This is a genomic window from Mangrovimonas sp. DI 80 (genome assembly GCF_001975575.1).
Taxonomy (GTDB): Bacteria; Bacteroidota; Bacteroidia; order Flavobacteriales; family Flavobacteriaceae; genus Mangrovimonas_A; species Mangrovimonas_A xylaniphaga.
Genome location: NZ_MSDT01000005.1, coordinates 304095 through 316036, shown reverse-complemented (window position 1 = coordinate 316036; position 11942 = coordinate 304095). Strand labels below are relative to the sequence as shown.

Sequence of the window (11942 nt, the reverse complement as noted above, 5' to 3'; positions counted from 1 at the left end):
TTTACAAGAAAGCAAAGTTACGTATTATGTTTTAAAAGCGGTTGCATGTTTTGTGGTGAATTGTTTTCTCAGGAATTGAATTTTAAATGCTTAGATTTGAGAATAAATTCACAGGCATGAAAATCAGGACACTTTTATTGCTATTTGTTATTGGGATTTTGACAATTCAATGTCAAAAGAACTACAATGATTATGCTGAATTTAAAGCAAAGCCTTCATATATCTTACAAATGAATGAGGAGCAGCGTCCATATTTTGAAGCTTACGATAAAGCTTTGAAATTATGGGAAACGAATTATGAAGAACTTTATGTGCCAACCAGTTTTGGTATGGCCCATGTAATTGTAAGTGGACCAAAAAATGGTGAGCCGACTGTTTTGTTGCATGGAATGAATGCCAGTGCCACCAGTTGGTATCCCAATGCTAAAGCTTTGTCTAAAAATCATCGTGTGTTTGCCATTGATTTATTCATTGAACCAGGAAAATCTGATTTAACGTTAGAGGTGAAGGACATTGAATCGATTGTGTCTTGGTATTTTGAGATTTTTCAAAAGTTGCAACTTGAGAAGTTCAATATTATTGGAGCCTCTCGAGGAGGTTGGCTTTCGGTGAAAATAGCTTTACATGACCAAACTAAAATTAAGAAAATGGTTCTATTAAGTCCTGCTCAGACTTTTAAATGGATTCAGCCCAGCACAGGCTTGTTGGCCAATATTATATATGCCTTATCTCCAGAAAAAAAGCGTTTGGAGAATGTTTTGGAATCGATGTCTGCAAATGTGAAAAAGATAGACCAAACGTATATCAATCAATATTTCTTGGGGAGTCAATTGGATTCTATCAATAGGTTTGTAGTGGATATGAAACCCTATTCCAAAGAAGAGTTACATTCCTTGGGAATGCCTATTTTAGTATTGATTGGTGATGATGATTTGATAAATAATGAAAAAAGTTTAGAGGTTGCCAAGGAAAATATTCCTAATATTGAAGCTGAAATTATTCCAAATGCAGGTCATTTTTTATCCATTGACCAAGCAGAAATGGTGAACACCAAAATATTGGAATTTTTGGACTCAGAATCTGAGGGAAAATAAAATATATTACTCAAAATCAGGGAAAGACAATACATGGACGTACAATTAGAGCCTACTTGGAAAGCGTATTTAGAAGAAGAATTTTTTAAACCTTATTTTGAAAATTTAACCGAGTTTGTAAAAAACGAATATTGTCGACACACCTGTTTTCCTCCAGAAAAGCAAATATATTCAGCCTTTGAATGGTGTCCCATTGAAAACACTAAAGTGGTTATTATTGGGCAGGATCCCTACCATGGACCAAAACAGGCTAACGGCCTTTGTTTTTCAGTGACCGATGGGATTGCCCATCCCCCTTCCTTGATCAACATTTTCAAGGAAATTGAAGCCGATCTTGATGTGCCATATCCTGTTTCGGGTAATTTGGAACGATGGGCACAACAAGGGGTACTGCTTTTAAATGCTACTTTAACGGTAAGGGCGCATGAAGCGGGAAGCCATCAAAATAAAGGCTGGGAAACCTTTACGGACCAGGTTATAAAGTGCGTTAGTGAACAAAAAGAGAATGTTGTGTTTTTACTTTGGGGCGGTTATGCCAAAAAGAAAATCAAACTTATAGATCAATCCAAACACCAGGTTTTAACTTCTGGACATCCATCACCATTAAGTGCCAACAGAGGGTATTGGTTTGGAAATAAGCACTTCAGTAAAACTAACTTGCTGCTCGAGAAAGCTGGACAGGAGCCGATTGAGTGGTAATTTTTTTCTTTACTACCGGTATTGGTTTAACTTCCTTTTGAGATGTTTTTTTAGTGGTTTTGTTGCAACTAAAAAAGAGTAGTGTAAAATTTAATGCGACTAAAAAAGCAAGAATATATACAATGGTTAAAAACATAGGTTGGTGGTGATTGGATAAATTTTAACCTAAATTTAGGACTTTATTTTTATATAAACCCCAATTTAACGTTGATAATATATCGTTAACTTCTAATTAACTTTAGAAACAAGTGTTTCATAGTCAACTTTGGAGTTAATAATGTTTAAATGAAACAACTTGTTTTGAACTACTTCAACAGTTTCTTTGTCCAGATTTTCTTGTGACCATTCGGTTAAGCTTAACCATTCCTGAACATCTTCCAGTTTTTGGTCATAGCGTTTGGAAATAATTTGGTCTATATTTGGAATGTCTTTAAAACCTTTAGTGGTATTATTAACGATATCCAAAATGGTTTTCACCGTATCTGGGTTTGCTTCCAAAAATTCATTTCTTACCGCAATCACAAAACAGGGCCAAGGTGTTGGGCAATTGCCAACCCTTCTAAAAATACCGTTGTCTACAATGGGTTTAGTGGTGAATTTCTCCCACATAAAATAATCGGCTAAATTGTTGGTGAGTCCTTCTATAGCGCCATCCAAATTGTCTATAACTTCAAACTCTAAATCCGTTTCAGGGTTCCAGCCATTATTTTGTGCATTGATGTAGGCCATTAAATGAGAACCAGAGCCAAAACGACTTATGGCAGCTTTGGTGCCTTTAAGGTCTTCGATAGTTTGATATTGAGCATCATTAGCCACATGAATTCCCCAAATAAGTGGCGATGCTACAAAGGTTTGTACTATTTTACTCGGGTTGCCTTCAATAATATCCTTAATGATGCCTTCTGTCAAAATTACGGCCAAATCAATTTCTCCTTCCCGTAATGCATTGCACATTTCACCTGTGCCACCAAAATAATCTTTCCATCTTAGATTGATACCTGCATCCTTATATTCTCCATTTTTCAAAGTCAAGTACCAAGCTAAATTGAAATGTTCAGGTACTCCACCTATTTTTACGGTCTTCATCTTTAATTCTCCGTTAATTTATCTAATGTATAGCGTATTAAACGCGAAATTGTCTCTTTAGGATTGTTACTGAATTGTCCTGTAGCTCTATTTGCTATAATGGCATTCATAGATACCGCTTTGTGGTTCAGTAATTTTGATAACCCATAGATAGCAGAAGTTTCCATTTCTAAATTGGTGATCGATAATCCTTTGTGCTTAAAGGTTGCTAATTTACTGTTCAAATCCCGATCTTCAATGCTTAATCTCAATATTCTTCCCTGTGGGCCATAAAATCCAACATTGGTACCTGTAAAACCATCAATGGTTTCATGTGATTTTAAACGTTCAAACAAAGAAGTGTCACATCCTATAACATAGGGCTTTGACTTGCCTTTGGACCAATTAGAGTGTTCCATAAAGCTCTGAGAAACATCTTCCAATACTTCTAAATTTTGACAGTTGTAAAATGTCAAAAGATTATCAAAACCAATAGCTTGTTCGCTAATAACAAAGCTATCTACAGGAATATGCTCTTGTATCGAGCCTGAAGTACCAATTCTAACGATATCTAAAGACGTAAGGTTTTCTTTGATTTCCTTTTTGGAAAAATCAATATTCACCAAAGCATCCAGTTCATTTAGTACTATGTCAATATTATCGGTTCCAATTCCTGTGGAGATTACGGTTATGCGTTTGTTTTTATAAGTGCCAGTTTGAGTATGGAATTCTCGTTTTCTTTTTTTGAATTCAATGGAATCAAAATATTGAGAAACTTGATCAACTCTATCCGGATCTCCAACCAAAATGATGGTTTCGGAAACATTTTCGGGTAATAAATTGAGATGGTAGATAGAACCATCTGGATTTAAAATAAGTTCCGAAGCTTTAAATGGCATTTATGGGGGTTTTGATGAGTTTGTTCTCCTGTTTGCTGAATTGGAAATCCAAGCGGTTCACACCGCCATACCAAATATTATTGTTGATGTCCATGGCAAAATTCGATTGATTTAAAAGGGCTTCATGTCCTTTTCTATTCAGAGAGATATCGGTTTCACTTTCATCAAAAAACATGGAAAGATGCTCAATCAATCGGTTTATTTGAATATCACCAAAGCCGTAATATCCTTGGTAATTCAAAATGTAGCCTAAAAGGTGATGGCGGGATTTTATGGTGTTGTCCCTAACAATAATTAGGATGTTTTGTTCCAAGGCGCTCAATCCGCTTCTAGAATCCGGGAAACGCTCCAAATGTGCTTTTAGGCAATTACTTAAATATTCAAAAGAAGAATTTGTGGTAATATAAGGTTTTAGCAGATTGTGGTCCTTTCCGCAGTAAATACTCCACAACGTATCTGCCATATTAATGTCGAAATCTTTCAAGAGTATCCTGTCATCATAATGTTCCAAGAGTTGATCTTGGGTAAGTTCCGAAAGTCCCTTGAGATTTTTTTCGCCTTCCACACGCCCACTGCAAACGAGGTAGAGGGGAAGGTTCATTTTCTTTTGAAGAATAAGGCTTAGTACTGCAATAAGATTGATATGGCAAAATAAATCGTATTCAAACCACAAGATGATTTCCGAATAGTTTTCGGGGTTATTAAGTTTATTGATGTCTATGTAGAACTTTTTTTCATCAAATTCCAAACCGTAAATATCCCTAAAGAATTCCTTTCGCAATTGAACGAACTCCTTGGAGTCTATATCTTCGGTGGTAGGGCCTTCACAAAGCATTTCGTCCCAAGTGAGAATGTCACCGGTAATATCGTACTCTAACAATTTTTTGGTGAGTTGACCACCATTTGTAATGTGAAGCGTCTCCATAAAGTTATCCTCCTACGCGTTTTACGACAAATCCTTTTTCTTTTAGAATCTGCATGATTTTATCTCTGTAATCTCCTTGAATGATAATTTTATCGTCTTTAAAACTACCGCCAACACTTAGCTTGGTTTTGAGTTCTTTGGCCAAGAGTTTAAAATCTTCGGTAGCACCTGTATAGCCTTCAAGGATGGTGATAGGTTTTCCTTTACGCTTTTCGTATTTGCAAATAATGGGGTCGTCCTGCATCCAGATATCATCTTCTGGTGTGGCAGTTTCGGTTTCAGGTTCAGGTTTGTGATCTGGGAAAAGGTGTTTTAATTGATCCTGTAAATCCATAAAGTAATTATTGTTTAATGAGTCCTAGTTCTACTAAACGTTCGTGAAGGAATTCCCCGGCGGTGGAGTCTTCGTATAATTTGGGATGTTCTTCATCTACGCAAGTATCCAAAACGTCCAATTTCATTTCAGAAACGGGATGCATAAAAAATGGAATGGAATAGCGAGACGTTCCCCAAAGTTCCTTTGGAGGATTTACCACACGGTGAATAGTAGATTTTAGTTTATTATTGGTATGTCTTGATAGCATGTCTCCCACATTAATCATCAGTTCGTCAGGTTGGGCAATGGCATCAATCCATTCGCCCTTGTGATTTTGCACCTGTAAACCGCGACCTTGTGCCCCCATTAAAAGAGTAATCAAATTAATGTCGCCATGGGCTGCCGCTCTAACGGCTTCTTTGGGTTCCTCTACAATAGGAGGGTAGTGGATAGGTCTTAAAATGGAGTTGCCGTTGTGGATATAATTATCAAAATAAGTTTCCTCAAGCCCTAGTCTAAGAGCTAAAGCGCGCAATACGTATTTAGCCGTTTTTTCCAACATCTTGTAGGCTTCTTTTCCAACAGCATTAAATTCGGGAACTTCCTCAACTGTAACATTGTCGGGGTATGTTTCGGCCAATTTGGGATTGTCTTCCACGTATTGACCAAAATGCCAAAATTCTTTCAAATCGCCTTCTTTTTTGCCTTTGGCACTTTCTTTTCCAAAGGAAACATAACCTCGTTGCCCTCCAATTCCTGGAATTTCATATTTCTGTTTGGTTTCTAGGGGAAGATCGAAAAAGCGTTTTACTTCGGAATAAAGCGACTCCACCAACTTGTCGTCCAAGAAATGGCCTTTAAGGGCAACAAACCCTATATCTTCATAGGCTTTTCCTATTTCATCTACGAATTTTTGTTTTCTAATGGGGTCTCCTGAAATAAAATCCTGAAGGTCAACACTTGGTATTGCGTTCATTATTAAGGCATTTATAGTTGTAATAATACAAAAATAACGAAAACATAGCTAAAATTTAGTACAAATGGTCTTGGGTAAAAAAAAATAAGTTTAAGAAAGGCAGATATAATTTTTAATTAAATTTGGCTGAGAAAAGAAACAATATCAATATGCTAACGTCCATCAAAAGCAACATTACCTACGATAAAAAGAATTTAGATTCCAAGAAATTGATCCAACTCTATAAGCAGATGTTAAAGCCACGCTTGATAGAGGAAAAGATGTTGATTTTACTGCGTCAAGGGAAAATTTCGAAGTGGTTTTCAGGTATTGGTCAGGAGGCTATTTCCGTAGGGGTAACTATGGCGTTACAAAAGGAAGAGTATGTGTTGCCAATGCATAGAAATTTGGGAGTATTTACTTCTAGGGACATTCCGTTACATCGTTTGTTCAGTCAGTGGCAAGGAAAAGCCAGTGGTTTTACCAATGGACGCGATCGTTCTTTTCACTTTGGAACTCAAGAATTCAATATTATAGGAATGATTTCCCATTTGGGACCTCAATTGGGTGTGGCAGATGGTATTGCCTTGGCGAGTTTGCTAAAAAAGAAAAAACAGGTTACTGCGGTGTTTACGGGAGAAGGAGGGACTAGTGAAGGAGATTTTCACGAAGCGCTCAATGTGGCTTCTGTGTGGCAATTGCCCGTTATTTTTTGTGTGGAAAACAATGGGTATGGACTTTCAACACCAACTAACGAGCAGTATAACTGTAAAGATATTGCCGATAGAGGAAAGGGCTATGGTATGGAATCCTTTATTATAGATGGAAATAACATTATTGAAGTGTATACCAAGGTTTCAAAATTGGCCGAAAGTATCCGTAAGCGTCCGCGACCAATTCTTATTGAGTTTAAAACCTTTAGAATGCGTGGCCATGAGGAGGCTAGCGGTACCAAATATGTTCCAAAGAAATTAATGGACGAATGGGCAGAAAAGGATCCTTTGAGCAATTTTGAGTTATATTTAAAGGAAACCAATGTTATTACCGATAAACAAATAGCCGCCGCAAGAGAAAGCATTGCAGAAGAAATCAATGCGCATTTGCAAATGGCTTATGATGAATCACCTATTGAACCTAATATTGAAAAGGAATTGGGTGATGTTTATAAAGATTTTAAGTATGAAAATGTTGAAGCCGGCTCAGAGGTTGCTGAAATTCGTTTCATAGATGCGGTTTCTGAAGGCTTAAAACAGTCCATGGAACGCCATAAGGATTTGGTGGTTATGGGGCAGGATATTGCCGAATATGGTGGTGTATTTAAAATCACTGAAGGCTTTGTGGATGCCTTTGGCAAAGACCGCGTAAGAAATACCCCGATTTGTGAATCGGCCATTGTGGAAGTAGGAATGGGGCTGTCCATTGCAGGTATGAAGGCAGTTGTAGAAATGCAATTTGCCGATTTTGTGAGTTCCGGTTTTAACCCTATTGTTAATTATTTAGCCAAATCGCATTACCGTTGGGGTCAACAGGCTGATGTGGTTGTAAGAATGCCTTGCGGAGCAGGTGTTGCTGCGGGGCCATTCCATTCACAAACCAATGAGGCTTGGTTCACTAAAACACCAGGGTTAAAAGTAGTATACCCAGCATTTCCGTATGATGCCAAAGGCTTATTGGCAACAGCGATCAACGATCCTAATCCAGTGTTGTTTTTTGAGCATAAAGCTTTGTACAGAAGTGTAAAGCAGGAGGTGCCAACGAGTTATTTTACCTTGCCATTGGGGAAAGCTGCTCTTTTGAAGGAAGGAACTGATGTCACGATTATTAGTTATGGAGTGGCGGTACATTGGGCCTTGGAAAGTTTAGAAGCCAACCCAGATATAAAGGCAGATTTGATCGATTTGAGGACTTTGCAGCCTTTAGATGCGGAGACTGTCTTTGCCTCGGTGAGAAAAACAGGGAGAGTGATAATTCTACAGGAAGACTCCTTGTTTGGAGGGATTGCCAGCGACTTATCTGCCATGATTATGGAGGAGTGTTTTGAGCATTTGGATGCGCCTGTGAAGCGTGTAGCAAGTTTGGAAACCCCAATTCCATTCATTTCTCAATTGGAAAATCAATATTTAGCAAAAGCTAGGTTTGAAGAGGCGCTTAAGGAATTGATTGCCTATTAGATTGAAAAGTTCATTGTTGAAAATTTAAATTATGCTGTCCAACACTAGCATTATAAAAGTTTTGGGAGTTCTGTTTTTTGTGTTTGCAATATCTTGTAAAAAAGAGGTTGAACCAACCAAAACCCATGAATGGAAAACTTTGAAGGTTACGGCGACAGCATACAATTCTCTCGAAAGTCAGACCAATTCCAATCCTCACATTACAGCTTTTGGCGATAGTTTGAAACCAGGATTAAAATATATTGCAGTATCTAGGGATTTGTTGAAAAAAGGCCTTAAACACGATACACCTGTAATGATTGAAGGTTTTGATGGGTTATTTTTGGTGAAAGACAAAATGCACACCCGCTGGACCAATAGAATTGATATCTATATGGGAGTGGATGTGGATTCTGCCAGAAATTGGGGGCGAAAAAAGGTGAAAATCAAATATCAGGTGGAGATCGTACCTGACTCTATTCCGTCTGAGCTTCAGATAAAATAAAAGGATAGGCTTCTTTTACTTCCTTTAAATCTTTTTCGGTTAAATTATCACTAGGCTTTCTTAGGATTTCACTGGCGTATGTGGCTCTTAAATCGTAATAAGCTTTAGTGATTTCATCTTGAACTTCTATGTAAAACTCATATTTAGTCTTCGCTGCAGTTTGTAAAGAAATCACTGCTTTTTGAGGATTCTCGGAGGACGTGATTTCAGATTTTCCGTGACAGTAGTCGCAGGTTTTTGTGCCATTATTGTCTATAAAGTTGGCTACAACCTGTTTTAGGTCTTGAATTGCAACAATTTTTTCGTTCACCAAAATGTCATTATTTGGGTTTATCATGACTCTAAGGATGTTTCTTTCCTTAATATCTGCATTGCAATCGGTGTTTGGAGGGCAAGGAGGCGGAAGTTTTCTACTTAAGCCTGAGTCCATGGAGATGGTGGTAGTAACCAAAATGAAGATGAGCAATAAAAATGCAATATCGGCCATGGAGCCTGCATTTACTTGGGGTGCGGCGTGTCGTGAAGTTTTCATATGTCAAGGATTTATGGTTTAATGAACCCTTCACAAAAACGATACCATAAAATTTTGTTAAAAAGAAAATCGGCATAAATAATGGATTTATGCCGATTTTCCTGATGATTGATTGATGAAAATTCTGTTGTCACTTCAACGTTTCCAAATCATCTTCTCTACTGTGAGTACTGTCAATAATTTTAGATAACGCTTTCATAGCTTTTGATTTTTAATGATTGTTAACTGTTGGTTCTTGATTGATGATGAAATTTGATTGATGATGTAATTGGTAATTTTTCTTTTCGCTTTTAGAATGTTATTCTAAATCGTCTCTTGTTATTCCAAGAATTGCTCTTGCTTCCGTGTAAGGTTTCTGATAATTGATTTGTGTCTAAAGTTCTCATGATATTTCGTTTTTAATGATTGATGATTTACTTTATAGACGCCCCCAATTAAAAAATGTTACGGTTAAAACACTGAAGTTTTGGTTTTTAACAGATTTTAACAGTCAAAATGTTCTTTAGTATTGGTTTACAGTGAGTTTTGCCCGACAAAATGACTTTCTATATGTAGAAATGTCAGTTTTTTAACATAAACATTGCTTTGGTATCTATTTTGTTTAGTGATAGGTGAATTTTTGTTTAACTTAAAAAATGAACAACATGAGTACTTTAGTAACATTGCCTAAACCAGGCAAAACAACTTCAAACAAAAGAAGCGTTGCCACACTGCCAAGTTTTTCATCTTGGGTTGACAATTTGTTTGACCCTAGTTTTGGTACAGAGTTTTTGTCCAATTTTAACACTGGTATTACAGCGCCTGCAGTAAATATAAAAGAGACCAATGAGGCCTTCCATTTGGAATTGGCTATTCCGGGAATGAAAAAATCAGATTTTGATATTAACATCGAGAACAAAATTTTGACGATTTCCTCAGAGGTCAAAACGCATGATGAAGAGAAAAACGAGAATTACACCAGAAGGGAATTTGGGTATTCTTCATTTAAAAGAACATTTACTTTGCCAGATACCGTAGAGTCAGATAAAATTAAGGCTACCTATCAAGATGGAATTTTGGAGGTCAATCTTCCAAAAAGAGATGAAGCAAAGCAAAAACCTGTAAAACGTATTGAGGTTTCTTAAATATCGATTACAATTAATTATATTTAAAGGGAGGTGTTAAAGCCTCCCTATTTTTTTCAAATGTTTTTAACAACTATTCCATTAAATCATGTAAAATCTTAACTTTACTAGAATTTTTTCTAGGAATTATGTCTATGTCTCAAACTCTACAGCTCACCCAGGAACTAAAAAACAAGAAACGTTTATACGATTATCAATTGGCGGATCTCAATCGGATTTTTGATGTGATTCAAACCCAATCGGATAGTTTTAATCTATTGTACCAGTTGCCAACAGGTGGGGGGAAAACCGTTATTTTCTCTGAGATTGTGAGACGATATATTAAGCATCATCAGAAAAAAGTGGTCATTTTAACCCACCGTATTGAGTTGTGCAAGCAGACGTCTAGAATGTTATCTGGTTTTGGGGTGAAAAACAAAGTCATTAATAGTAAAGTGAAGGAACTTCCGGATCAAGATGAGTTTGAATGTTTCGTAGCTATGGTAGAGACCTTAAACAATAGGCTGAATGACGATAAGTTGAAGTTGGAAGATATTGGCTTGGTAATTATCGATGAGGCCCACTACAATTCCTTTAGAAAGCTCTTTAAGTTTTTTAAGGATTGTTTTATTCTTGGCGTGACAGCTACACCTTTGAGTTCCAATATTAAACTTCCAATGAAGGATAATTATGACGAACTCATAGTAGGGGATGATATTTCCACTTTAATTAAGAATGGTTTTTTGGCCAAGGCCGAAATTTATAATTACGATGTAGAGTTAAGCACTCTGAAAATTGGGGTTAATGGAGATTATACGGTAAAGTCATCCGAAGCCCTTTATACCAACTCGGTGATGCAGAGCAAGCTACTATATGCTTATGAGGAAATGTCCAAAGGCAAAAAAACCTTGATCTTCAATAATGGTATCAATACTTCCAAGGAAGTGTATTATTCCTTTAAAAAGGCAGGGTACCAAAATATAAGGCATTTGGATAATACAGCTTCAAAACAAGAACGACGGGATATTTTAAAATGGTTTAAAAATACGCCAGATGGCATTTTAACTTCCGTGAGTATTTTGACGACGGGGTTTGATGAACCAACTGTAGAATCGGTTATTTTAAATCGTGCTACAAGATCTTTGACTTTGTATTTTCAGATGATAGGAAGAGGTTCTAGGGTTCTTGGCAATAAAAAGGATTTCTTGGTGTTAGACCTTGGGAATAATATCATCAGGTTTGGCCCTTGGGACCAACGCGTAGACTGGCAGCATATTTTTAAATATCCAGACCTGTATTTGGATAACATCAGAAATGACGAAGATATAGAGCGAGACTTTGTCTATACCATGCCAGAACTTATCAAACAAAAATTCAAAGGGGTAAAAAGCTTCGATTTTGATATGAAAGCTGAATATCAAAAGGCGGTTCAGGAGGGGCAGAAGTCTATTGTGGCCATTGAGCGCTCCATTCAGCAACATTCTCAAATGTGTATTGAAAGCAGTAAAGATGTCTACGAAGCTCGATCCTTAATTAAACATTTACAGGATGATATTGCCTATCGTATCAAGCAATATTCCTACTGCATTATGAATTGTACAGACAACTATAAAGATTGGCTGCATGATGAATATAACAGAAAATTACGCTTGAGCTTTAATGGGAAGTTTTAACTAAAGTTTAAAATTTATTTCCGCAA

The 11942-nt window shown here is 36.8% G+C and carries 12 protein-coding genes; 6 read left to right on the top strand and 6 right to left on the bottom strand.

Translation table 11 applies throughout. From position 1 onward, the window contains the following. The first annotated feature begins 116 nt into the window (after positions 1-116). Together BKM32_RS11115 and BKM32_RS11110 are read left to right on the top strand one after the other, a co-directional pair. Positions 117-1094 (top strand): alpha/beta fold hydrolase, encoded by a 978-nt coding sequence (locus BKM32_RS11115; RefSeq protein ID WP_076663850.1) that lies wholly within the window; start codon positions 117-119, stop codon positions 1092-1094. Positions 1095-1127: 33 nt separating this feature from the next. Then, positions 1128-1793: a uracil-DNA glycosylase gene (locus tag BKM32_RS11110; RefSeq protein WP_076663849.1), complete on the top strand. Its 666-nt coding sequence runs from the start codon at positions 1128-1130 to the stop codon at positions 1791-1793. A 228-nt stretch (positions 1794-2021) separates the two neighbouring features. Here BKM32_RS11110 and BKM32_RS11105 read toward each other — a convergent pair whose 3' ends face one another. From BKM32_RS11105 to BKM32_RS11085, 5 genes are read right to left on the bottom strand one after another with little or no spacing between them, the layout of a single operon-like run. After that, on the bottom strand, positions 2022-2879 hold the full coding sequence (locus BKM32_RS11105) for a substrate-binding domain-containing protein (protein WP_076663848.1): 858 nt from the start codon (positions 2877-2879) through the stop codon (positions 2022-2024). A gap of 2 nt (positions 2880-2881) precedes the next feature. Then, a complete protein-coding gene (locus BKM32_RS11100) occupies positions 2882-3757 on the bottom strand; it encodes a nucleoside phosphorylase (protein ID WP_076663847.1) in 876 nt (291 codons plus the stop codon). After that, the gene (locus BKM32_RS11095) at positions 3747-4682 is read right to left on the bottom strand and encodes a hypothetical protein (protein WP_053977805.1); all 936 of its coding nucleotides are present in this window, start codon (positions 4680-4682) and stop codon (positions 3747-3749) included. The genes BKM32_RS11100 and BKM32_RS11095 overlap by 11 nt, the downstream gene beginning before the upstream one ends. A gap of 4 nt (positions 4683-4686) precedes the next feature. Next, positions 4687-5016, bottom strand: coding sequence for a translation initiation factor (locus BKM32_RS11090; RefSeq protein WP_076663846.1), 330 nt, complete (start codon positions 5014-5016; stop codon positions 4687-4689). Between the two features lie 7 nt (positions 5017-5023). Next, entirely contained in the window at positions 5024-5974 is a 951-nt protein-coding gene (locus BKM32_RS11085; RefSeq protein ID WP_076663845.1) for an isopenicillin N synthase family oxygenase, read from the bottom strand. A gap of 149 nt (positions 5975-6123) precedes the next feature. On the opposite strand from BKM32_RS11085, the gene BKM32_RS11080 reads away from it, so the two are divergent. Both BKM32_RS11080 and BKM32_RS11075 read left to right on the top strand, forming a co-directional pair. Beyond that, positions 6124-8124 carry a thiamine pyrophosphate-dependent enzyme gene (locus BKM32_RS11080; RefSeq protein WP_076663844.1) on the top strand — a complete coding sequence of 667 codons (2001 nt, stop codon included), beginning with the start codon at positions 6124-6126 and terminating at the stop codon, positions 8122-8124. Between the two features lie 31 nt (positions 8125-8155). Then, entirely contained in the window at positions 8156-8608 is a 453-nt protein-coding gene (locus BKM32_RS11075; RefSeq protein ID WP_076663843.1) for a 3D domain-containing protein, read from the top strand. On the opposite strand, the gene BKM32_RS11070 is transcribed toward BKM32_RS11075, so the two are convergent. Beyond that, complete coding sequence (locus tag BKM32_RS11070) at positions 8580-9140, bottom strand: biopolymer transporter ExbD (RefSeq protein ID WP_076663842.1); 561 nt, start codon at positions 9138-9140, stop codon at positions 8580-8582. The genes BKM32_RS11075 and BKM32_RS11070 overlap by 29 nt on opposite strands. A 644-nt stretch (positions 9141-9784) precedes the next feature. Here BKM32_RS11070 and BKM32_RS11065 point away from each other — a divergent pair. Both BKM32_RS11065 and BKM32_RS11060 read left to right on the top strand, forming a co-directional pair. Then, positions 9785-10264: an Hsp20/alpha crystallin family protein gene (locus BKM32_RS11065; protein WP_076663999.1), complete on the top strand. Its 480-nt coding sequence runs from the start codon at positions 9785-9787 to the stop codon at positions 10262-10264. Positions 10265-10392: 128 nt separating this feature from the next. Further along, on the top strand, positions 10393-11916 hold the full coding sequence (locus BKM32_RS11060; RefSeq protein ID WP_123812107.1) for a DEAD/DEAH box helicase: 1524 nt from the start codon (positions 10393-10395) through the stop codon (positions 11914-11916). The last annotated feature ends 26 nt before the right edge of the window (positions 11917-11942 follow it).

Bases quoted from the DNA above. Each gene is read 5' to 3' on its own strand.
- BKM32_RS11105 (WP_076663848.1), bottom strand. From the start codon at position 2,879: ATGAAGACCGTAAAAATAGGTGGAGTACCTGAACATTTCAATTTAGCT.
- BKM32_RS11075 (WP_076663843.1), top strand. From the start codon at position 8,156: ATGCTGTCCAACACTAGCATTATAAAAGTTTTGGGAGTTCTGTTTTTT.
- BKM32_RS11065 (WP_076663999.1), top strand. From the start codon at position 9,785: ATGAGTACTTTAGTAACATTGCCTAAACCAGGCAAAACAACTTCAAAC.
- BKM32_RS11085 (WP_076663845.1), bottom strand. From the start codon at position 5,974: ATGAACGCAATACCAAGTGTTGACCTTCAGGATTTTATTTCAGGAGAC.
- BKM32_RS11095 (WP_053977805.1), bottom strand. From the start codon at position 4,682: ATGGAGACGCTTCACATTACAAATGGTGGTCAACTCACCAAAAAATTG.
- BKM32_RS11070 (WP_076663842.1), bottom strand. From the start codon at position 9,140: ATGAAAACTTCACGACACGCCGCACCCCAAGTAAATGCAGGCTCCATG.
- BKM32_RS11100 (WP_076663847.1), bottom strand. From the start codon at position 3,757: ATGCCATTTAAAGCTTCGGAACTTATTTTAAATCCAGATGGTTCTATC.
- BKM32_RS11110 (WP_076663849.1), top strand. From the start codon at position 1,128: ATGGACGTACAATTAGAGCCTACTTGGAAAGCGTATTTAGAAGAAGAA.
- BKM32_RS11115 (WP_076663850.1), top strand. From the start codon at position 117: ATGAAAATCAGGACACTTTTATTGCTATTTGTTATTGGGATTTTGACA.
- BKM32_RS11060 (WP_123812107.1), top strand. From the start codon at position 10,393: ATGTCTATGTCTCAAACTCTACAGCTCACCCAGGAACTAAAAAACAAG.
- BKM32_RS11080 (WP_076663844.1), top strand. From the start codon at position 6,124: ATGCTAACGTCCATCAAAAGCAACATTACCTACGATAAAAAGAATTTA.
- BKM32_RS11090 (WP_076663846.1), bottom strand. From the start codon at position 5,016: ATGGATTTACAGGATCAATTAAAACACCTTTTCCCAGATCACAAACCT.